The organism is Sorangium sp. So ce1153 (assembly GCF_051521595.1).
In the GTDB taxonomy this organism is placed as follows: Bacteria; Myxococcota_A; Polyangia; order Polyangiales; family Polyangiaceae; genus Sorangium.
This window is the reverse complement of sequence record NZ_CP150361.1, coordinates 7,291,975-7,313,976: the sequence shown is the minus strand read 5'-3', so window position 1 is coordinate 7,313,976 and position 22,002 is coordinate 7,291,975. Positions and strand designations below refer to the sequence as shown.

12 protein-coding genes are annotated in these 22,002 nt (G+C 71.7%); 5 read left to right on the top strand and 7 right to left on the bottom strand.

The annotated features are described in order from the left end of the window. Positions 1 to 105 precede the first annotated feature (105 nt). The 5 genes from WME85_RS26285 (at position 106) to WME85_RS26265 (ending at position 9,941) form a co-directional block, all read left to right on the top strand. Positions 106 to 1,740, top strand: coding sequence for an aspartate:alanine exchanger family transporter (locus WME85_RS26285; RefSeq protein WP_437842135.1), 1,635 nt, complete (start codon positions 106 to 108; stop codon positions 1,738 to 1,740). A 463-nt stretch (positions 1,741 to 2,203) separates the two neighbouring features. Then, a complete protein-coding gene (locus WME85_RS26280; protein ID WP_437842133.1) occupies positions 2,204 to 3,850 on the top strand; it encodes a SulP family inorganic anion transporter in 1,647 nt (548 codons plus the stop codon). 127 nt (positions 3,851 to 3,977) lie between these two features. After that, positions 3,978 to 7,022, top strand: a complete 3,045-nt coding sequence (locus WME85_RS26275; RefSeq protein WP_437842131.1) for a YbcC family protein — start codon at positions 3,978 to 3,980, stop codon at positions 7,020 to 7,022. Then, complete coding sequence (locus WME85_RS26270) at positions 7,012 to 8,424, top strand: proton-conducting transporter transmembrane domain-containing protein (protein WP_437842130.1); 1,413 nt, start codon at positions 7,012 to 7,014, stop codon at positions 8,422 to 8,424. Before WME85_RS26275 ends, WME85_RS26270 begins: the two co-directional genes overlap by 11 nt. Next, positions 8,421 to 9,941 carry a complex I subunit 4 family protein gene (locus WME85_RS26265; protein ID WP_437842129.1) on the top strand — a complete coding sequence of 507 codons (1,521 nt, stop codon included), beginning with the start codon at positions 8,421 to 8,423 and terminating at the stop codon, positions 9,939 to 9,941. Before WME85_RS26270 ends, WME85_RS26265 begins: the two co-directional genes overlap by 4 nt. Here WME85_RS26265 and WME85_RS26260 read toward each other — a convergent pair. From WME85_RS26260 to WME85_RS26230, 7 genes are all read right to left on the bottom strand, one after another. Further along, entirely contained in the window at positions 9,884 to 11,863 is a 1,980-nt protein-coding gene (locus WME85_RS26260; protein ID WP_437842127.1) for a protein kinase domain-containing protein, read from the bottom strand. The two genes, WME85_RS26265 and WME85_RS26260, sit on opposite strands and share 58 nt — an antisense overlap. Before the next feature lie 169 nt (positions 11,864 to 12,032). After that, positions 12,033 to 17,393, bottom strand: coding sequence for a trifunctional serine/threonine-protein kinase/ATP-binding protein/sensor histidine kinase (locus WME85_RS26255; protein WP_437842125.1), 5,361 nt, complete (start codon positions 17,391 to 17,393; stop codon positions 12,033 to 12,035). Between the two features lie 42 nt (positions 17,394 to 17,435). After that, complete coding sequence (locus tag WME85_RS26250) at positions 17,436 to 17,726, bottom strand: hypothetical protein (protein ID WP_437842124.1); 291 nt, start codon at positions 17,724 to 17,726, stop codon at positions 17,436 to 17,438. Between the two features lie 23 nt (positions 17,727 to 17,749). After that, complete coding sequence (locus WME85_RS26245; protein ID WP_437842122.1) at positions 17,750 to 18,850, bottom strand: tetratricopeptide repeat protein; 1,101 nt, start codon at positions 18,848 to 18,850, stop codon at positions 17,750 to 17,752. A gap of 467 nt (positions 18,851 to 19,317) precedes the next feature. Next, a complete protein-coding gene (locus tag WME85_RS26240; protein WP_437842120.1) occupies positions 19,318 to 19,614 on the bottom strand; it encodes a hypothetical protein in 297 nt (98 codons plus the stop codon). A gap of 30 nt (positions 19,615 to 19,644) precedes the next feature. Continuing rightward, entirely contained in the window at positions 19,645 to 20,754 is a 1,110-nt protein-coding gene (locus tag WME85_RS26235) for a tetratricopeptide repeat protein (RefSeq protein ID WP_437842119.1), read from the bottom strand. A 12-nt stretch (positions 20,755 to 20,766) separates the two neighbouring features. Further along, positions 20,767 to 21,585 (bottom strand): SAM-dependent methyltransferase, encoded by an 819-nt coding sequence (locus WME85_RS26230; protein WP_437842117.1) that lies wholly within the window; start codon positions 21,583 to 21,585, stop codon positions 20,767 to 20,769. Positions 21,586 to 22,002: the final 417 nt, after the last annotated feature.

The window sequence follows — 22,002 nt, the reverse complement described above, 5'->3', positions numbered from 1 at the left end:
CGCAGCGCTCCATTTTTATCGCCCCTCGCAGCGCGCTCCGTGGTTGAAGATCTCTCCCGATCTCACCGCTCCGAGCCGCCCGCACGCCACCTCCGTCCCGAGTCCATGATTCGCCTCCTCGCGGACAGCCCGCTCCTCCTCCTGTTCATCGTCTCCGCCGTCGGCTTCCTCGTGGGGCGCGTCCGGATCGGCGGCTTCCACCTCGGCGTCGCGGCGGTGCTCTTCGTCGGGCTCGGCGCCGGCGCCGTCGACCCTGCGCTGCAGCTGCCCGAGTTCGTGACCGTCTTCGGCCTCGCCCTCTTCGTCTACACGGTGGGGCTCACCAGCGGTCCGGGGTTCTTCGCCTCGCTCCGCCGCCGCGGCCTCCGGGACGCGGCCCTCGCCGCCTTCGCGCTCCTCGTGGCCGCCGCGCTCGCCGCGCTCGCCGCGCGCCTCGCCGGCCTGCGCGGCGCCGCCGCGGCCGGGGTGTTCGCGGGCGCCACGACCAGCACCCCGGCCCTCGCCAGCGCGCTCGAGGTGATCAAGTCGGCGCCCGAGGCCGCGCGCGAGGCGCTCTCGAGCGGCGCCGTGGTCGGCTACTCGGTGACCTACCCGGCGGGGGTGCTCGGCACGCTCGGGGCGATCGGCCTCATGCAGCGGCTCTTCCGGGTCGACCACGACGCCGAGCCGCGGAGCCGCCGCGACGCCGGGGCGCTCGAGCAGCGCCTCACCAACGTCACCGTGCGCGTCACCCGCGACGAGGCGCTCGGCGTGCCGGCCGGCGAGATCCGGCAGCGGCACGGGCTGCACGTGCTCTTCGGGCGCATGCGCCGCGACCAAGAGCTCGCCATCGCCACCGACGCGACGGTGTTCGAGCGCGGCGATCTCGTGGGCGTGATCGGGGGCGAGGACGACGTGAGCGCCGCCGCGCTCCTGCTCGGCGAGGCGACGACCGAGCACCTGGAGTTCGACAGGTCGCTCATCGACTACCGCCGGATGTTCGTCTCCCGCCCCGGGGTCACCGAGCGGCCGCTCCGGGCGCTCAGGCTGCCGGAGCGCTTCGGGGCCATCATCACGCGCGTGCGCCGCGGCGACGTCGACCTCCTGCCCGACGACAGGACCGAGCTCGAGCTCGGCGACCGCGTGCGCGTCGTCGCGCCCCGCGAGCGCATGGAGGCGGTCGCGCGCTACCTCGGCGACTCGTTCAAGGCGATCTCGGAGATCGACGTCATCACGTTCAGCCTCGGGATCGCCCTCGGGCTGCTCCTCGGCAGCGCGCCGATCCCGCTGCCGGGCGGCGCCCCGATCAAGCTCGGGTTCGCCGGCGGGCCGCTCCTCGCGGGCCTCGTCCTCGGTCGGGTGGGGCGCACGGGGCCGCTCGTGTGGACCTTGCCTTACAGCGCCAACCTCACGCTCCGGCAGCTCGGCGTGGTGATGTTCCTGGCCGGCGTCGGCACCCGGTCCGGCTACTCATTCGCGCGCACGCTCCAGCAGGGCGGCGCCGCGGCGCTGATCGGGAGCGGCGTGGTCATCACCGCGGTCGTCGCCTTCGGGACGCTCCTCGTCGGCCGCCGGCTGCTCCGGATCCCGATGGGGACCCTCACCGGCATGCTCGCCGGCATCCAGACGCAGCCGGCGGTGCTCGCGTTCAGCCTGGAGCAGGCCCGCAGCGACGCGCCGAACACGGGGTACGCGTCGGTCTACCCGGTGGCGACGCTCGTGAAGATCGTCGCCGCGCAGCTGCTGGTGCGGCTGCTCTGAGGGCGTCCGCTCGCCGTCGCCCGCCGCGCGGCGCGGCGCGCGCTCGGGCAGCTCGCTCAGCACGCGGTCGACGAGCGCCTCGGAGGGCCGGAGCCGGCGCAACGACCTCAAGCGCTCCGCGAGCTTCCGTGGAAGCGGGGGCAAGCTGTGGTCGTCTCCGCTCACGTCGATTCCTCCCGCCATAGCGCCGAAAGGCGCACGTAGCCGCCGCGCAGGCGCGCTCGCTCGAGCCGACCGCGCGCGCGGCGCTCCGTACCGCCCGGAGCCCCGAGGACCGCCGCCTCGGGGGCCGAGCCGCGCCTACCTGAAACAGGACGGAATCACTGCGCGCGGAGGTTCCCGCTCGATGGCAGAAATTCTTCATCAGGTCCGGGAACCTACAAAGGAGTCGTCCCGTCTCCCTCGCGTCTTGACGGAGCAGCGGGCCCACAGCGCGCCCGCCCACGCGAGGATCCCCATCACCATGTCCAAGCCGAAAATCTCGGGCCAGCCGGCAGCGACGCCGGCGCCGTCCACGTGGAAAGACGACCTCGTCTCGGGGTTCCTCGTCTTCCTGATCGCGCTCCCGCTCTGCCTCGGCATCGCCATGGCGAGCGGGTTCCCCCCCATCGCCGGCGTGCTCACCGCGGTCGTGGGCGGCATGATCGCCACGTGGCTGGGGAGCGCGCCGCTCACGATCAAGGGCCCCGCCGCGGGGCTCATCGTCATCGCGCTCGGCGCCGTCCAGGAGCTCGGCGGCGGGGACAACGCGACAGGGTACCGCCGCGCGCTCGCCTGCATCGTCGTGGCCGCGGTGACGCAGATCGCCTTCGCGCTCGTGCGCGCCGGCACCCTCGGCGACTTCTTCCCCTCCGCGGTGGTGCACGGGATGCTCGCCGCGATCGGCATCATCATCTGCTCGAAGCAGATCCACATTCTCCTCGGCGTCACCCCGGCGGCCAAGGAGCCGCTCCACCTGCTCCTCGAGATCCCGCAGAGCATCCTGCGGATGAACCCCGAGATCGCCGTGATCGGCGTCCTGTCGCTCGTCATCCTGTTCGGGTACCCGGTGGTCGCGAAGGGGTCGCGCTGGGCGCAGAAGATCCCGGCGCCGCTGCTCGTGCTCGCGGCCTCGATGCCGCTCGCTTATGTCTTCGACCTCGAGCACGAGCACACGTACAGCCTGTCGATGACGCACGCGACGTACCCGATCGGCCCGAAGTTCCTCGTGAACCTGCCGGGCAACCTCGCGCAGGCGATCGCCTTCCCGGACTTCAGCCACGTCGCCTCGGCCGCGTCCATCAAGTACATCGTGATGTTCTCCCTGGTCGGGAGCATCGAGTCGCTGTTGTCGACCAAGGCCGTGGACTCGCTGGACCCGGCGAAGCGCCGCTCGGACCTCGACAAGGACCTGCTCGCCACCGGCGTGGGCAACCTGATCGCGGGCCTGCTCGGCGGCCTGCCCATGATCTCGGAGATCGTCCGCAGCTCCGCCAACATCGGTTACGGCGCGAAGAGCCGGCTGTCGAACTTCTTCCACGGGACCTTCCTCCTGCTCTTCGTCGCCTTCGCGCCGGGGCTCATCCACCGGATCCCCCTCGCCGCGCTCGCCGCGATGCTCACCTTCACGGGGACCCGCCTCGCGTCGCCGAAGGAGTTCGTGAAGACGTTCCGGATCGGCAAGGAGCAGCTCGTGGTCTTCGTCGCCACGACCCTCGTCACCATCGCGACCGACCTGCTCGTGGGGGTCGCGGCCGGCATCGCGGTGGAGATGGTGATTCACCTGCTCCACGGCGCGCCGATCCGCGGGCTCTTCCGCCCGGATATCGAGGAGCGCGTCGAGGGCGAGCGGCTCGTGCTGCGCGTCAAGCACGCGGCAGTGTTCAGCAACTACCTCTCCCTCAAAGGGAGAATCGCGCATTATGTGAAGACTCGCACGATCGAGATCGATTTCGCCGACGCCCTCCTCGTCGACCATACGGTCATGGCGAACCTGCACGATCTCAAGGGCATCCTGGAGCGGGAGGGACGGACGTTGACGGTCGCCGGGCTCGACAACCACGGTCCGATGTCGTCGCACCCGCTCTCCGCACGGAAGAAGATCGTCCTGGCGCCCCTCGCCAACCGCTGAGTCAGCCCGCGCGCGCGTCGAATCCTCGACGCGCGCCTTGGGCTCGCGAACCATCCTCTCTACTCTGCGAGCAACCATGAGCAGCGTGCCAGGTTCGAATCACGGCGCGGGCGAGACTGGCGAGACTGTGGAAGAGCGCCTGCGCGACATCGTCCAGCACGCCGGTCACCTCCTGCCAGCGCAGGGGCCCATCGGCGTGTTCGTCCACCACAACACCCTGCACGCGTTCCAGCACCTCTCGTTTCACGAGGCGCTCGACGAGGCGAGCGCCGTCTTCGAGGCGGAGCCGTACCTCTCCGAGGCGGAGTACCGCGCGCAGATCGCCTCGGGCCGGATCCGCGACGAGGACATCGAGGCGGCGCTCGCCGAGCGCGCCGGCGACCCGGGCGCGCGCCCCCACGAGCGCCAGGGGCCGCTGTCGCGGCTCGAGATCGAGCGCCTCGCGCTGCGCTTCCCCATCGACGCCGTGACCGAGGCGGGGCTCCAGTGGCGCATCGCCGAGGTGGGGGAGACGCGCAGGCTGCGGCCCGACCTGCCCGCGGAGCAGCGGCGCCGCATCATCGACAGCACCGAGCGCTGGCTCGCGGGCCGCCGGCTCGCGGGCGCCTCGGCGGACGCCGCCGAGCGCCTCCGCGAGCTGGGCAGCCTCGACCCGGAGCCCCGCGCCGCGCTCGCCCTGTGGGACGCGTGCCGCAGCGCGCCGCTGCCGCCCGCGAGGCCGAAGGAGACGCCGCCCGCCGGTCGCGCGGGCGCCGAGCGGACGCACCGCGATCTGCTGCTCGCGCTCACCGGCGAGGACCCGGCCGAGCTCATCAACCCGCTCCTGATCCGGCTCCTCAGCGCGTACCTCGACGAGGGCGTCTCCCACTGGGCGATGCCGGATCGCGGGCGCGGGCTCTGGCGCGCTTTCTCGAGCCTCGTGCTGGAGGGGTCCAGCCCGGCCGACGCGCCCTTCGCCGGGCTCGCCGAGGAGCTGCGCCGGCTGGAGGCGCGCGGGGCGCGCCCGGCGGCGGTCGTCGCCGGCGCCCTGAGGGAGCTCGGGGTCGCGGAGGACCGGTGGGAGCGGTACGTGACGCGCGCGCTGCTCGAGCTGCCTGGCTGGGCCGGCATGGTCCACCGCCTCGAGCACACCCCGAGCGACAGGCCGCCGGGCGCGCCGCCCGCGTCGCTGCTCGAGTACCTCGCCGTGCGCCTGACGCTCTCCCGGTATGCGCTGCGCGACGTCGCGCGCCGGAAGCTCGGGTTCGAGGGGCCCCTGTCCGGGCTCGCCGAGCACGCCCGGCGCGCCGCGAGGCCCGCCGAGGCGCCGCGGCGCTCGCCCGATCACGAGCGGCCTTTCCGGCTGTACCAGCTCGCGCAGCTCGCCGGGCTCTCGGTCGCCGAGGTCGAGCCGCTCGAGGTGGCGGACCGCGTCGCCGCGCTCGAGGCGCTCGAGGCGTTCGATGAGGTGACCCGCCGGCGGGTGCTGCACGAGGCCTACGAGCACGGCCACCGGGTCGAGGTGCTGCACGCCGTCGCCGCGAACCTGCGCCGCCCGGCGGACGAGCGCGCCGCCCAGGATCCCCGCTTCCAGCTCGCGTTCTGCATCGACGACCGCTGCGAGGGGCTCCGGCGGCACTTCGAGGAGCTCTCGCCGCGGCACGAGACCTTCGGGGTCGCCGGGTTCTTCGGCGTGCCGATCCGGTACCGCGGGCTCGACGACGCCGACCACGTGAGCCTCTGCCCCGTCGGCGTCGAGCCGGCGCACGAGATCGTCGAGCGGGCGCACGAGGAGGAGGCCTGGCTGCTCCGCCAGGCGCGCCGCAAGCGCTGGGCGCGTGTCCTCCACGCGATCGGGCACGGGACCCGGAGCCTGTCGCGCGGCCTGCTGCTCACGCCGACCCTCGGCCTGCTCGCGACCATCCCGCTCGTCGGGCGCGTCCTCTTCCCGCGGGCGTCCGCGCGGCTGCGCCGCGCGCTCGAGCGCCGCCTCTTGCCGGCCGTGCCGACCCACCTCCACAGCCCGCACGCGGAGGAGGGCGCCCCGGCCGGCGGCGGAGGGCGCCCCTTCACGGCCGCGGAGCGGGCGGCCAGGGTGGCGACGACGCTCGAGAACATGGGCCTCACCCGGCGGTTCGCCCCGCTCGTGGCGGTGCTCGGGCACGGCTCGACCAGCACCAACAACCCGCACCAGTCGGCGTACGACTGCGGCGCGTGCGGCGGCCGGCACGGCGGGCCGAACGCGCGGCTGTTCGCCGCCATGGCCAACGATCCGGAGGTGCGCGCGCTGCTCCGCGGCCGCGGCATCGACATCCCGGAAGGGACCTTCTTCCTCGGCGGGATGAACAACACGACGACCGAGGAGATCGTCTTCTATGACGAGCACCTCGTGCCGGCGTCGCACCGCGGCGAGCTCGCGGCGCTCTCGTCAGCCCTGGTCGAGGCGCGCAGGCGGCACGCGCACGAGCGCTGCCGCCGCTTCGCGTCGGCCCCGAAGGGCCGCGACGAAGGCCAGGCGCTCGCGCACGTCGAGGCGCGCGCGGCGGACATCAGCCAGGCGCGGCCCGAGCTCGGCCACGTCACCAACGCCGTCTGCGTCGTCGGCCGCCGCGAGCTCACGCGCGGGCTGTTCCTCGACCGCCGGGCCTTCCTCGTCTCGTACGACCCGACCCAGGACCCCGCGGGCGCGATCCTCGAGCGCATCCTCCTCGCCGTCGGCCCGGTCGGGGCGGGGATCAACCTCGAGTACTACTTCTCCCGCGTCGACAACCTCCGCTACGGCGCCGGGACGAAGCTGCCGCACAACCTCGTCTCGCTGCTCGGCGTCATGGACGGCTCGCTGAGCGACCTGCGCACCGGCCTGCCGAAGCAGATGATCGAGATCCACGAGCCGGTGCGCCTGCTCGTCGTCGTGGAGGCGAGCACGGAGACCGCCGCGGCGATCTGCGCGCGGCAGCCGTCGATCCGCGAGCTCGTCTTCAACGGCTGGATCCAGTTCGCGTGCGTGGATCCGGCGACGGGCGAGATCGCGCACCTCGCCCGGGGCGGCTTCGCCCCGTTCACGCCCCCGGACGAGCCGCTGCCCGCCGTCCAGCGCTCCGCCGACTGGTACGCGGGCAAGTCCGGCTTCGTCCCGCCCGCCATCATCCGCGCCGCGTCCACGCGGTCGCCCGAGGTCACCCATGCTGCCTGACGTCCTGCTCGGCAAGCTCGCCGCGCTCGCCGTGCTCTCGCCGGCCGTCGCGTTCGCCGCGCTCGGGGCCTACCTGCTCCTCTTGCGGACGCCGAGCGAGCGCGTCGTCTCCGGCGTCGTGCTGTCGTCGCTCTCGCTCTCGCTCGTCGCCTCGGCCGTCGTCTGGGCCTCCTCCGTGGTGGCGCCCTACGCCTTCATCCCGGTGGATCTCGGCCCCTGGTTCGAGGTCTCGGGCTACGAGTTCGACGTGGTCCTGCTCGTCGATCGGCTGTCGTCGACGATGATGGTGCTCGTGTCGCTCATCGCGATCATGGCCGGCAGGTTCTCGGTCGCGTACCTGCACCGCGAGGCGGGGTTCGCGCGGTTCTTCCTGCTCCTCGCGCTGTTCTCGACCGGCATGCTGGCGCTCGTGTCCGCGGGGAGCATCGACCTGCTCTTCGCCGGCTGGGAGCTCGTCGGCGCGACGAGCGTGCTCCTCGTGGCCTTCTTCCACGAGCGCGCGGCGCCGGCGCGGGCCGCGCTGCGGGTCTACGTCACCTACCGGCTCTGCGACGTGGGGCTGCTCGTCGGCGCGGTGCTGATGCACGAGCTCGCCGGGTCCGCCCACTTCAGCCAGGCGTTCGGCGGCTCCGCCTGGCCCGGGCACGCCGCCGCGCTCGGCTCGTCCGGCGCGACGGCGATCGCGCTGTGCCTGTTCCTCGCCTCGATGGGCAAGAGCGCGCAGTTCCCCGTGGGCAGCTGGCTGCCCCGGGCGATGGAGGGGCCGACGCCCTCGAGCGCGCTCTTCTACGGCGCGATCTCGATCCACGCGGGCGTTTACCTGATGCTGCGCGCGGCCCCGCTGCTCGAGCGCGCGCCCGTCGCGAGCGCGGTGGTGGCCTGCGTCGGGGCGCTCACGGCCGTCTACGGGACGATGGTGGGCCGGGCGCAGGCGGACGTGAAGAGCGCGCTCGCGCACGCGACGATGTCGCAGGTCGGCATCATGTTCGTCGAGATCGGGCTCGGGTACTACTGGCTCGCGCTCGTGCACCTCTGCGCGCACGCGTGCCTCCGGTGCCTGCAGATGCTGCGCGCCCCCTCGGCGCTCCGCGACGCGCAGGAGATCCGGGCCGCGCACGCCGGCGCCCCGCTGCCGCCCCTCGGGATCGCCGCCCGCGTGCTGCCGGCGCGGCTCGTGCGGCGCGCGTACTGGCTCGCCCTCGAGCGCTTCCACCTGGAGGCGCTGCAGCAGCGGCTCGTCGCGGCGCCGCTCATGCGCCTCGGGCAGCTCGTCGACCGCTTCGAGCGCCGCTGGGTGTCGGCGCTGAGCGGCCTGCCCGAGCGCGCCGGCGCCGGCGACGAGCGCGCCGCGCCGAGGGTCTCGAACCTCCCCCCGCCCGACACGAAGAGGGTGCGATCGTGACGCTTTTCCTGCTCCTCTCGGCCATCATCCTCACGCCGGCGCTCGCCGCGCTGATCGCCGCCCGGTCGCGGAGCGACGAGGCCGCGCGCCGCGTGGCGCTCGCGGGCGCGGCCCTGACCGCGCTGCTCTCGCTCGCGCCGCTCGCGTTGCTCGGCGGCGCCGGCGTCGCCGCCGACGCGATCGGCCCCGCGGTGCCGCTGCTCGGCGTGCGCCTGCGCCTCGGCCTCGGCCTCGACGGCTACAGCGTCGCCCTGCTCCCGCTGCTCGGCTTCATGCTCGTCGCCCTGATCGGCGCGGGGCCGCGCACGGCGCTCGATCGCGGCACGGTCGCGGCGCTGCTCGCGACGTGCAGCGCCATCCTCGGCGTCTACTGCGCCGCCGACCTCGCGGTCCTCGCCGTCGCGTGGACCGCGGCGCTCCTGCCGGGCCAGCGCCTGATCGCCCGGAAGAGCCCGGGCGACCAGCTCCTCCGGCGCACCTACCGCATCTTCCTGGTCGGCGGCACGGCGCCGCTCGTCCTCGCGATCGGCGTCATGGCCTGGCTCGGCGCGCGGCGCGGCGCGGCGCTGCCGTTCGACGTCGAGGAGCTCGCCCGCGTCGGCGTGCCCGAGGCGTGGCAGTCGCCGCTCTTCGCGCTCGTCGGCATCGCCGTGCTGATGCGCATGGCCGCCGTGCCGTTCCACGGCTGGCTGCCCGTGCTGCTCGAGCGGGGGCCGCTCGGGGTGACCGTGCTGCTCGCCGAGATGCAGGTGGGCGTCTGCGTGCTCGTGCACGTGGCGGTGCCGCTCCTGCCCGCGGCGTGCGCGGAGCAGATGCCGATCCTCGCGGCCCTGGGGCTCTTCAGCGCCCTGCACGGCTCGATCCTCGCGCTCACGCAGACGGACCTACGCCGGATGATCGGCTACCTCGTGGCGAGCCAGAAGGGGCTCGTGCTCCTGGGGGTCGCCTCGATGAACGCCCAGAGCCTGAGCGGCGCGCTGCTCCAGAGCTTCGCCTCGTCGATCGCGATCACGGGGGTCGCCATGGTCGTCTGGGCGCTCGAGGCGCGCACGGGGACGGCGGACATGCGGGAGCTCGGCGGGCTCGTGGCGAGGACGCCGCGCATGGCGGCCTTCTTCTTCCTGCTCGTGTGCGCGGCGATCGGCTTCCCGGGGGCGCTCTCGTTCGTGAGCGAGGACCTGCTCCTGCACGGGATCCTGCACGTCCACCCCGTGCTGTCGATCCTGATGCTGGGGGCGACGGCGCTCAACGGGATCACGATGTTCCGCGCGTTCCAGCGCACCTTCCTGGGGCCGATCCCGCCCGGCGCGCGGAGCGCCGGCAAGATGGAGGCGCTCCTGTTCCGCGAGCGAGCGGCCCTGCTCTCGCTGCTGGTGCTGACCGTGGCCCTGGGCATCGCGCCCTCGCGGCTGCTCGCGCTGCACGAGCCGGTGGTCCAGCGGGTCCTCGGGCCCCGCGCTCAGGAGGGCGACGTCGCCCGGCTGGAGCGAACCTCGAGCGTGGCGACATCGCCCTGAGCGCCCGCGACGGCCTCCTGCGCCGCGGGCGCACGGCCGAGGACCTCGAAGACCTGCACGGGCCCCTTGGCGCCCACGAAGGTGCGCTGCCCGTGCGGCGCGCACTGGAAGCCGGCGGCCTTGGTGTGGACGTCTCCGCTCACGAGGATCTCGTTCCGCTCGGCCGCGGCCTCCAGCTGGGCGGCGACGCTCACGACCTCGCCGAGCACCGTGCAGTCGAGCCGGCGGCAGGACCTCGATCCGACCTCGGCGATGATGAGCTCGCCTGTCGCCACGCCGATGGAGATGCCGGGGACGAAGGCCGATGTCTCCCCGGCGCGGCGCGCCAGCGTCTCGAGCTGCGCGCGCACGGCCAGGCAGGCGTCCAGCGCGCTCGCGACGTGGCCCGTGCCGCGGAAGACGGCCACGACGCAGTCGCCGAGGAACCTGTCGATCATCCCGCCGCGCATCGAGAGCTCGAGCGCGATGACATCGAGGTTCGCGTTCAGCATCCGCACCGTCTCGTCAGAGCGCTTGCCCCGGGCCGCGTCGTGGAAGCCGGCCAGATCGAGGAAGGCGACGGTGCCCTCCGTCGCCTCGCACCCCCCGAAGCCGTCGGGGCAGCGGAGCCGCTCGAGGGCGAGCGGGCTCGCGAACGTGCGCAGGAGGTCGTTCTCCTGGCTGGAGCGGCTGTTGTCGCGCAGCTCGCGCACCTGCTTCAGCGTCTTCTCGATCGTGAGCTCGAGATCCTTGAAATCGATGGGCTTCACCAGGAAGTCGAACGCACCCCGGTTCATCGCCGTACGGATGTTCTGCATGTCGCCATAGGCGGAAACGACCACCGCCCGGGCGTGCGGGGTCACGTCGCTGATGTGGGGCAGCAGCGTGAGGCCATCCATGCGGGGCATGTTGATGTCGGTGAGGACAACATCGATATCGGGGTGATTGCGGAGCTCGGCGAGGGCGCTCTCGCCGTCCGCGGCGAAGACGAAGTTGTAGATGCCTTCGCGGATCTGGCGGCGAAAGCACTGCTTGATCAGGGCGGAGACGTCGGGCTCGTCGTCGGCGATCAGGATCTTGGCCGGGCGCCGCTCGTTCCCGGCGGCCAGCGCGGCGAACGCGGCAGCCATCTCGCGCGCCGACCGGAAGCGCAGTGTCGGGTCCTTGGCCAGCGCGCGCTCGAAGAAACGATCGAGCTCGGGCGACAGCCCGGGGACGAGGCTCGACGCGTGAGGGAAAGGCTCCGTGCAGATGCCCACGACCAGCCCGCCGAGCGTCTTCGCGGCGAACGGCAGCTCGCCGGTGAGCGCGCAGTAGGCGAGGACGCCCAGCGACCAGAGGTCGCTCCGGTGGTCGACGACGGAGCCGCGCATCTGCTCTGGGCTCATGTACGTCGGCGTGCCGATGAGTCCGCCGCCGCCGGTGAGGCGCAGATCGTCGCTCTTCGACAGCATGGTGACGACGCCGAAGTCGAGGAGCTTCACGACCTCCTCGGCCTCGGTCCGAGCGAGGAACACGTTCCCGGGCTTCAGGTCGCGGTGCACGATGCCCGCGGCGTGCGCGGCCGCGAGGCCCCGCGCCGCCTGCGTCACGATCGACGCGACCGCCGGGAGCGGGAGCCGCCTCACGCGATCGAGGCGGCGCTGGAGATCCTCGCCCTCGAGCAGCTCCATCGCGATGTAGGGCCGCTCCTCGTCGAGCCCGCGGTCGATCCCGTAATCGTAGATGTGCACGACGTGCTGATTGCGGAGCTGCGCAATCGACTTGGCCTCGCGATCGAAACGGGCGCAGGACTCCGGCGACTCCACCTGCTCGGCGCTCATCAGCTTGAGCGCGACACGCCGCTGAAGGCGCAGATCCTGCGACTCCCAGATCTGCCCCATACCGCCACCGCCGATATGCCGTATCAGCACGTACTTCCCGGCGATGGTAGGTTCTGCCATGGCGGCCCAATGTTACAGCGGTGGAATACGGGAGTCAACGGAGCAGCGTGCGCTCGTGCTCGCTCTCGCGCGCGCGCTCTGCTCGACATCCATCATCCTCAATACACCGCAACAATCAGCGCGCGGGAGCGTCCCTGTGGGCTCCGGGCGGCTGGCTCGACCGAGGCGCCTACGCGGCCCCGAGCTCCGGGCCTCGCACGCGCTTCGGGAGCGTCACGATGAACTCGGTGAACTCCCCTTCTTCCGTCTCAAAGGTCAGCGAGCCCCCGTTGCCCTCGACGACGATGTTATGACAGATCGAGAGCCCGAGCCCCGTGCCCTCGCCCGGCGGCTTCGTCGTGAAGAAGGGGTTCATGATCTTGTCACGGATCCCCGCCGGGATGCCCACGCCGTTGTCATGGACACGGAGCTCGACATGCCCTCCGAGATCGCGTGTCATGACCCGGATACGCGGTGAGGGCCCCTGTCCGGGCGCCGCGCCTCTCCTGCGCACGGCGTAGCAAGCGTTGTCGACGAGGTTGATCACCACGCGGCTGATCTCCTGCGGGACGAGGCTCACCAGGCCGATGGAAGGGGAGAGATCCAGGTCTATCGCGATCTCGGCCGACGAGGCGCGCGCGCGGGCGCCGTGATAACCGATGCTGACGTAGGTCGCCACGAGCGTGTTGAAGTCGACCTCCTGGGGCTCCCCGCGCTCTCCCCGCGAGTGGTCGAGCATCGAGCGGATGATGCCCTCCATGCGGCGCCCGTGCTCGCCGATCTTCTTCACGTTGCTCGTCAGGTCGCCGAGCGCGTCGGTGAGGTACTCTTCGCGGTCGTCGTCGAGCCCCCGCGCGAGGGTCGATATGTCACCGCCGATGTCGTCGATGAGGCGGGCCGAGAGCTCGGCGAAGTTGTTGACGAAGTTGAGCGGATTCCGGAGCTCGTGGGCGATGCCGGCCGTGAGCGAGCCGAGCGAGGCGAGCCGGTCTTGCACGATCATGCGGTCCTGGGCCTCGCGCAGGCGCTTCAAGGTGGCCGCGAGCTCCTCGTTCTTCGCCTGCAGCTCCCGGGTGCGCGCCTGGACCCGCTGCTCCAGGGTGTTGTAGAGCGCGGCGTTCTCGAGCGAGATGACCGCCTGCGTCGAGAGCATCTGCAGGATGCGCATGCGGGCCGGGGTGAAGGCACCTTTGACCAGGCTGTTCTCGAGGTAGACGATGCCGCGCCGGCCTCCCGGGCGGCCGAGCGGGAAGCAGAGCACCGAGCCGACCCCGTGCGCGGCGATGTGCGGGTCGCGCCCGAAGCGGGGGTTCGCGGCGGCGTCGTCGAGCACGACGCTCTCCTGCGTGCGGGCGACGTAATAGACGATCGAGGTGGGCAGACCCCGGCGCCCCCGGGGCGCGAGATCGGCGATCGGGATCGACCGGAGGACCTTGGCTTCCTCATCGACGGCCTTCTCGCCCTCCACCGCCCACTCGCCGCCCTGCTCGAGGAGCAGGTACCCGACCTCGGCGCCGCTCGTCTCCAGGAGGATCTGCATCAGCCGGGCGAGGAGGCGGTCGAGCTCGATCTCGCGCGAGAGGTCCTGCGAGGCGTTGAGGACGCTGATCAGGTCGAGGACGCTGAAATCGAGCTCGCGGCCGGCCGTCTCCGAGAACTTCGACGCCGCGAGGATGCCCGAGGCGACGTGCGGCACGAGCCCGGGGTGCTGCTTCTCCAGCGCCTTGGCCTTGGCGACCGCGCCCCAGCGCAGGTAGGCCTCGTGCGCGTCGCGCAGGTGCTGCCGCGCGAGCTTCTGGTCGCCCCGCGCGAGGTAGAACCGCCCGGCGACCTCGTGGGCGATGGCGGCCTCGTGCTGGTAGCCGCTCTTCTCCGCGAGCTCCGCGCCGCGCTCGAAGGCGTCGCGGGCCGCGTCGTCCTGGCCGAGCACGCGCGCGCGCTCGGCCCGGATGAGGAGCAGCTTGTGCTCGTAGGTGGCCGGGCAGTGCTCGCGCCACTTCTCGAGCTTGGCGATGTTCCGCTCCATGAGCGCGAAGGTCCGCTCGCGCGCGGCGCTGTCCGCGTGATCGTACACCGCGAGGTGGGCGAGCGACTCGAGCAGCATCCACGGGGCGGCCGACGTCGACCTCTCGACGATGGCGGCGTAGGGAGCGGCGGCCTCTGCGGTCGCCGCGGCCTGCTCGTGCTCGCCGAACACGTAGCAGAGCAGCGTCTTGCAGAAATGGTAGTTGAACATCGCCCCCATGTCGCCGGCCGCGCGCTGCTGCGGGACCCGCTCGGCCTCGACGTACGCGGGGCCGGCGAGCACGACCTGGTCGGCGGTCTTGCCGCGCAGGTTGTGCACGGTCTGCTGGTAGATCTGCATCCAGCCGAGGACCATGGTCTGGCGGAGCTTCGCGATCCCGTGCGCGTACTGCTCCATGTCGGCGGCGAGCGTCCCGAGGTCGACGCCGGCGAGCAGCCGCGTCATGCAGACCGTCACCCCCGCGTTGGCGGCCTGGAACGGCGTGCCGGCCTCGAGCGCGAAGCGATAGGCATCCGAGAACAGCGGCGAGAGCTCGTGGAGCGGTGTCTTCACGTGAATGACCATGAAGCCGCTATAGAGATAGGTGTGCGCGCGAGACCCCTTGTCGCTCAACCGATCTGCGAGCCGCAGCGCCAGCCGACCGAAGCGGTAGGCCTGATCGAGATCGTCCCGGGAGAGGAGGAGGAAGCCGTAGTAGGCGTACCCGAAGGGGGATTGTGGCGCGACCCCGCAGCGCAGCGACATCCGGACGAGCCGGCCGACCGCGATCGAGAGCAGCCTCGCCCCCGTGATCACGGCGATGTTGATCACGTGGTTGAGGAGGGCCATCCTCGCCCGGTCCGCCGGATCGCTGCACTCCGGCAGATCGGCGAGCTCCTCGACCGGCCGGTCGCCGAGGGCCTCCGCCGTGAGGGCGAGCTCCCGCTCGACGTCCTCGGCAGCCGCGTTCTCCGGCATCTCGACGTCGAGCCGCCCGAGCGCGTCAAGGTATACCCGCATCGCGTCGGCGAGCCGCTGCTGCGAGTAGAGGGCGTGCCCCTCCAGGTCGAGGAGCTTCACCTCATCGAGCGCGCTGGTGACCCTCGGCCGGACGACCTCGCACAGGGTCTGCGTCGCGTCGAAGTCGCCCTGGGAGAACGCGGCCTCTGCCGCGGCGAGGTGGATGTCGCGGGCGAGCTCGTAGTGCGCGCTCCAGTCCTCGGCGGCGCCGAGGAGCGCGATGCCCGCCTGACCGTAGACCTGCGCCTGCTGCCCCGCGCCGGCCTGGAGCGCCCTTCGCGCCGCCTGCAGGTTGAGGCGAGCGAGATCGATGATCTCCTCGGGCTGCTCGATCGCCGCCCGCCCCTGGTTGAGCAGCCCCACGATGTCGAACAGCCGGCCGGCCGACTCCTCCGCGCTCGAGCGCTCGAGCAGCCGCCTGCCGACATCCCGGCGGAGGCGCGGCTGCGCCTCCTCGTCCAGCATCGAGACGACGGCCTGCTGGATGCGATCGTGCGCGAATCTACAGCGGAGGGAGGGCCCCGCCGCCGCCATCTGCACGGCGGAGCTGACCTGATCCATCGGGATCAAGAGCCCCTCTGTGGCCGCGCTCCACAGGTCGCCTCCAACCTCCTCCACCGGCCGCTCCGCCGCGATCGCGAGCGTGCCGAGGTCGAACATGCCGCCGAGGCAGCCCGCCACCTTGAGCAGGTCCTGCGCAGCCGGCGAGAGCTTCTGCACCCGGGCCACCATCAGCTCGACGACGTTGTCGGTGATCCCGCGCTGCCGGATGCGATCCAGGTCCAACCGGAAGCCGTCGGCGCTGCGCTCGATCAGCCCGTCGGCGTACAGCGAGGTCAGGAATGCGCGCACGAAGAACGGATTGCCCGCGGTGCGCGAGAGCAGGAGATCGGCGAGCGGGGCGGCTTCCTCGGTGGAGATGCCGAGTGCGTCGCCGACCATCTCTTTCATGTGGTCGAGCCCGAGCGGCGCGAGCGAGAGCCGCTCGACGCGCGCGCCGCGCGCCGCGATCTCCCGGACCGTCAGCGAGAGGGGATGGACGTCGGTGACCTCGTTGTCCCGGTAGGAGCCGATCAAAAAGAGCGGCAGATCCTGCGCGGCGTTGAACAGCTCCTCCAGCAGCTTCAAGGCGTCGAGGTTGGCCCACTGGAGATCGTCGAAGAAGATGCAGAGCGGGTGCTCCGGCGTGGCGATGGCCGCGACCAGATCGCGCACGGCCTGGTTGAAGCGCTGGCGCGCCTCGGTGGGCGGCAGAACCGGCACGTCGGACTGCGGCCCGAGCACGAGCTCGAGGCTCGGGCACGCGTCGATGAGGACCCGCGCTCCTGTTCCCAGCGCCTCGCGCACCCGCGCGCGGAACGCCGCGAGGCGATCCTCGCTCTCGGTGAGGACCTGCTCGACCAGCGCGTGGAGGGCCTGCGCCAGCGCGGCGTGCGGGGCGTCGTCGCGGTACTGGTCGAACTTGCCCGCGATGAAGGCGCCGCGCCGCGCGGTGAGCGGGCGATACACCTCGTGGATGAGCGCTGATTTTCCGACGCCGGAGTAGCCGGACACGAGCATGAGCACCGCGCCCTGATCGACCCGCTCGAACGCTGCCATGAGCGCCTGGACCTCGGCGTCACGGCCGTACAGCTTCCGCGGCAGCTGGAACCGCTCGGAGCGGTCGTGTCGCCCGAGCGGGAACGGAGCGACGGCGCCGTGCTGGCGGAGCTTCTCGAGGCAGCCCGCGAGGTCGGCGCGGATGCCGCGCGCAGACTGGTAGCGATCGTCGGCGCTCTTCGCCATCAGCTTGAGCACGATCTGCGCGAGGACCTCGGGGATCGCCGGGTTCGACGCCCGCGGCGAGGGAGGCTGCCGCGCGATGTGCGCGTGCACCAGCTCGAGCACGTCGTCCGCCGTGAAGGGGAGACGCCCGGTGAGCAACTCGTAAAGGCTCACCCCGAGCGAGTAGTAGTCTGTCCGGTAGTCGACGGACCGGTTCATCCGGCCGGTCTGCTCCGGGGACATGTACGCCAGCGTGCCTTTGAGGCCGCCGGGGCTCGTGAACGAGGTCGACTCCTGCGGGAGCATGGAGGCGAGGCCGAAATCGATCACCTTCACCCGCCCGTCGGCCGGGTTCATCACGATGTTGGAGAGGTTGAGATCGCGGTGGACGACGCGGCGCTGGTGGATCGCCTCCAGGACACACACCACGTCGATGGCCAGCGCGAGGGTCCGCTCGAGCGAGAGTGTCCCGGCGGCGTTCATGGCCTTGAGCGAGGTGCCGCCGAAGTCCTCGATCAAGAGGGCATATCGCCCGCCGTCCTCCTCGACGCCGTGGCTGCGCACGACGCCGTCCACGTCCTTGAGATCGCTCAGGATAGCGTGCTCGTGACGGAGCGACGCGATCTGCGCCTGCGACGGGTGCTGCTCCTTCAGGACCTTGAGCACCAGAGGGAGGCCGTCCGAACGCCGCCTCGCACGGTAGGCGGTCGAGCGGGCACCCTCCCGGAGCCGCTCGATGATCTCACAGCCGCAGATTTCCATCGTCCTTCTCCACCACGACGGGTCAGGCGACCCTCGTCCTGCTCAGATCCCTGCGCGACCGCCGTCGGGGAGGCGAGAGCCGGCCCGCGGCCCCTGCGCCTCTCGACCCGGGGGGTCGGGATCCTCGTCGGGATCGGGGCCCGGGTCACCGATCCAGGCGCACCGGCTCCACGCCCCGCCCGCGATCTCCGCCTGCGCATCGGGCGAGCGCGATCGCGCGAGCGCCGCGCGCTCCTCTTCCGTGAGCGCCAGGTCCTGCCCGCCGGCCGTGAACGCGGCATGCTCGAAGGGGTCGACGCTCAGCTCGGTGAGCAGCTTGAAAACATGATCCATGAGTCCTCCTCTTTCTCTCTCTCTCATTTCTTGGTGGGCTTGGCGGGGCCTGCCGTGTTGCTGCCGGCCTGCGGGGACAGGGAGCGGACAGCGCTCCACGTCGGGTCAAAGGCGACGAGCCCGATGGCCTCGACGGACAGGCGCTCGCGCGACAGCGTCTCGAGCACCGTGCCGTCGCTGCCGGGCTTGTCGAGCAGATCGAGCCCGAGGAGCATCACCTGGATCTCGGACCTGGCAAATTCGAGCACCCTTCGCGTCTGCCGGATGAGCGCCGGCGCGTGCGGGTCGCCCAGCCACTTGAGCCCGACGGCGACGAGGTAGCGGGAGACGACATCCTCCGGATCCTTCTGGAGGCCGGACGTCCCGATGGCGACAGACTGCTCGAAGTGTCCGGCGCTGTGCAGGAGCGTCGCGAGCGGGCGATCGAGCACGAGCCGCCGGTTGACGTCGAACAGGAGCGCCTGGAGCAAGGTATTGCGCGCCTCTTCGAAATCCTTGGGCGTCCCCTGGTTCGCGGTGGCGACGAGGCCGAGGAGGATCGCCTTGAAGGCGTGCGCCCAGGCATAGCGCCGGTTGAGCTCGAACGCCCTATCGAAGCTCTCTCTCGCCCGCTCCGCGGTGATGTTGCCGGAGCCCGTCGTGTTCGGCGCCGCGTGCGCGGCGCTCAGGTCGAGCCTCGGCGCGAGCTTCGGCATCATGTCGAGCCAGTATCTGAACGTGTACGCTGCGCCGCGATGGGCGAAGGTCCAGGCGCTCCCCGGCGAGAGCGTGATCGCCGTATCGAAGAGCTCGATCGATCGGTCGACGAGGCCGTGCAGCTCGTCCCAGCTCTGGCTGGACATGTTGTAGATGGCGTGGGTCCTGAAGGCCTCTGCCCAGTGCCCGACGGCCCAACCGTATCCTGGTTGCAGATTCACCGCGGCCTCGAAATCCTCGCAGCAGCGCTCCCAGTCGTCGATGGCTGCGCGGGCGGCGCCCCGATGAGCGTAGGCCCAAGCGTACTTGCCGTCGATCGCGAGCGCGTCGGTGAAGCACTGGATCGCCGTGCTGTATTCGCCGTTCGTGCGGTGCACCTCGCCTTGCTGGGCGAGGCCAATGAGCTTCGTGCGTTCGTTGTTTGTCATGAGCTCCCTTTCAGTTCACAAGCGCTGGAACCGCCCAGGGCGCGGCGTCGCCATCGCACCCGATGCGCTCCATCGCGTCCGGTGCGCACGTCCCCCAGGATGCGGCCTCCTGAACGCGGATTCCCACGACGACGAGAGATCCATCGGTTGACATGCGCTGTGCCCTGTGCCGGCGTTCACGCGTCGGCCGCACGGGCGATCTATCGCGGCTCCCCCGGACCCCATGGCTCCATGTTTCCCTTAACGTGGCGTCGCTCCAGGATCAATCGAGCGTGCGTCGGTCCCGCGGGCGCCGTGAGCGCGCTCGCGCTGGCCAGCGCCCGCCGCTGCCCAGCGCGCGACCGCGCCGGGCTCGCCCCCCCCCGACCCGCATCGTCCGCGCGGTACGGGCGCGACCGCTGTCGGTGTCACGCGGGCGCCTCGCCGGCGTCTCAGGGCGCGTCGTCGGCGCGTCCCTGGCGGCCGGATCACCGCGGCGCGTGGTGCCGGTCTGCTTGGAAAGCGTGCGGGCGCTGGTCCCGGAGGTCGGTCGAGTCGGGATCCTCGTCCTCTTCGGACTCCGGATCAGGGCCGGGATCGGCGAGCAGAGCGCATTGGGTCCACGCGCCGCCGGCGATCGCGACCTGCACCTCGGGCGAGCCCGGCTGCTCCAGCGCGGTCCGCTCCTCATCGGTGAGCAGCTCGTCCTGCCAGTCAGCCTCCGCCGCGGCCTGCTTGAAGGGGTCGATGCTCAGCTCGGTGAGCAGGTCGAAGAGACGATTCATGAATCCTCCTGTGGTTCAGTCGTTCCTGGATTAAGGCTCTCGACGTTCGCGCGGCGAGAGCGGCCTCGTGCGGAGATCACGCCACGTGGGATCGAAGGCGACGAGCGCGATGGCCTCGACCGACAGGTTGTTTCGCATGCTCGCAATAGACCTGCCGACCTCCCGGCCTTCGAGCACGTCCAGGCCGCGAAGCATCGTGTCGATCTCGCTCCTTGTGGACTCGAGCACCTTCCGGGTGTGGTCGATGACCACCGGCGCGAGGGGGTCATTCAGGTGCTTGAGCCCGACAGCGATGAAATAACGCGAGAAGACATCCGCAGGGTTCTTCTCCGTGGCGCGGAACGCCGAGGCGATGGACTCACGGAAAGTCCCGGCGCAGCTCAGGAGCTTTGCGGCGGCGGCGTGGATCGGCAGCCGCTTGTCGGCGTCGAGCGCGAGCGCGTCGAGCATGCAGTCGCGCGCCTCGAGGAGCCCGGGCGTCATGTCGGGCTGCTCGCGCGCGATGAGGGCGAGGACGCACGCCTTGAACGCGCAGACCCACGCGTACCTTGGATTCAGCGCGCGAGCCTTGTCGAGGTCCTGCAGCGCCCGCGCAGCGGCGTGGCTGCCCCTGGAACTCCGCGCCACCGGCGCCGGCGTGGGGCCGTTGTCCAGCTCCAGGGCCGGCAGCAGCCTGGGCATCACCTCGAGCCAGTACTTGTACGTGTACGCCGCGCCCCGGTGGGCGAAGGTCCAGGCGCTCCCCGGCGACAGCTCGGCCGCTCGCTCGAGGAGCTCGATCCCGCGATCGATGATCGCGTGCTGCTCGAGCCAGTCCGGGGGTGTGTCGGTCCTGCCCAGCCTGTGGCTCGCATGCGTCCGATGGGCCTCCCCCCAGCGCGCGTACGCCCATCCATAGTCGGGCTTCAGCTCCACCGCCTTCTTGAAATCCGCGCAGCAGGGCTCCCAGTCATCGAGCGCCGCACGGGCGGCGCCCCGGTGGGCGTAGGCCCACGCGTACTCGCCGTCGAGCTCGAGCGCCTCGGTGAACAGCCGGATCGCGTCCGTGTGCTGGCCGTTCTTGCGGCGCGCCTCGCCCTCCTGGGCGAGGCGCTTGCTTTGCTTGCGCTTCTCGTTCCTGTCTTCGCCTTCATCCGCCATGAGGTCACCTCGTCAGTGCACAAGCGGTGAATCCACCCCGGCTCCGCCGCCGTCCCAGCCGATGCCCTCCAGCACCTCCGGGTCGACCCGCGCCCGCGCGACCGGCGGCACGTACAGCGTCGAGATGTCGTCCACCGGCGCCGCCGAGAGCGCCGAGAGCGCCACCCGGTCCAGGCGAGGCGAGGCGAGCGGGTGCGCGGCCGCCTCGTAGATCACCACCTCGTGCGCGGCCGGGTAGGTCCGGCACAGGCGCTCGCCGAGGGCGCCGAGCCCGCGGCGGATGCGCGCGGCGTCCGAGGGGTCGAACACGCCGGCGCAGCCGACCCCGCCGATCTGGCAGAGCACGAGCGGCGTGCGGGCGTCGACCTCCCGCCCCCGGATGAGAAAGTCGGTCGCCTCGAAGAGCTGGAGCCCGTCGCGGCCAGGATCCAGCCCGAGATCGGCGAAGAGGCAGTCGATGGACGAGACGCCGGGCAGCATCCGGGCCGAGAACCCCTCGTCGCGCGCCTGCCGGACCGCCTCGTGCGCCGCGCTCGCGAGCACGCCCGGGTGCCCGTAGAACACCGCGCAGACCTTGAGCCCTTTGCGCACCTCTCCCAGGATGCGCTTGACCATCTCCGCGTAGATCGACCGCCGCGGCGTCTTGCCCTGCCCGTAGGGCAGCGACTCGGCCGCCGGGTTCAGGCTGCGCACCCAGCGCGCGGCCCACGCGTCGGCCACCGCGAAGAGCACGCGATCCGCGCGCTGGATGGCGCGCTGGGCTGCGAGGGTCGTCTGGCCGGCCCACTGGATGCCGATGCCCACGACGACGAGAGATCCATTGGTTGACATGCGCTCTGCCCCGTGCCGGCGTCCACGCGTCGGCCGCAGGGGCGATCGATCGCCGTTCCCCCCGACCCCATGGCTTCACATTTCCCTTTAACGTGACGTCGGCCCCGGATCAATCGAACCTGCGTTGACCCCGGTGGCGCAGGGGCGCGCTCGGACCGGCCTGCGCGCGCCGCTGTCTCGGGCGCGCTCGCTCGACCTTGCCCGCGCCGCGACCAGCATCGTCCACGCGGTACGGCCGCGACGGCGGTGGGCGTCACGCGGGCGCGTGGTCGGCGCGTGGTCGGCGCAGGGATTGCTCCGGGGCGCACCTGGTGCGCGCGACCACGGCGAGGCGGCCGGGCTCAGGGAGAATCGGTGCAGCCAACCGGGCGCAGTTCGGCCAGAATTACCGCCAGGGCGGGCAGGGCCTGCGCCTTG

What these genes read in the sequence shown, in the direction of transcription:
- WME85_RS26285 (WP_437842135.1), top strand. Translation starts at nt 106, where the DNA reads ATGATTCGCCTCCTCGCGGACAGCCCGCTCCTCCTCCTGTTCATCGTC.
- WME85_RS26280 (WP_437842133.1), top strand. Translation starts at nt 2,204, where the DNA reads ATGTCCAAGCCGAAAATCTCGGGCCAGCCGGCAGCGACGCCGGCGCCG.
- WME85_RS26270 (WP_437842130.1), top strand. Translation starts at nt 7,012, where the DNA reads ATGCTGCCTGACGTCCTGCTCGGCAAGCTCGCCGCGCTCGCCGTGCTC.
- WME85_RS26260 (WP_437842127.1), bottom strand. Translation starts at nt 11,863, where the DNA reads ATGGCAGAACCTACCATCGCCGGGAAGTACGTGCTGATACGGCATATC.
- WME85_RS26255 (WP_437842125.1), bottom strand. Translation starts at nt 17,393, where the DNA reads ATGGAAATCTGCGGCTGTGAGATCATCGAGCGGCTCCGGGAGGGTGCC.
- WME85_RS26250 (WP_437842124.1), bottom strand. Translation starts at nt 17,726, where the DNA reads ATGGATCATGTTTTCAAGCTGCTCACCGAGCTGAGCGTCGACCCCTTC.
- WME85_RS26245 (WP_437842122.1), bottom strand. Translation starts at nt 18,850, where the DNA reads ATGACAAACAACGAACGCACGAAGCTCATTGGCCTCGCCCAGCAAGGC.
- WME85_RS26240 (WP_437842120.1), bottom strand. Translation starts at nt 19,614, where the DNA reads ATGAATCGTCTCTTCGACCTGCTCACCGAGCTGAGCATCGACCCCTTC.
- WME85_RS26235 (WP_437842119.1), bottom strand. Translation starts at nt 20,754, where the DNA reads ATGGCGGATGAAGGCGAAGACAGGAACGAGAAGCGCAAGCAAAGCAAG.
- WME85_RS26230 (WP_437842117.1), bottom strand. Translation starts at nt 21,585, where the DNA reads ATGTCAACCAATGGATCTCTCGTCGTCGTGGGCATCGGCATCCAGTGG.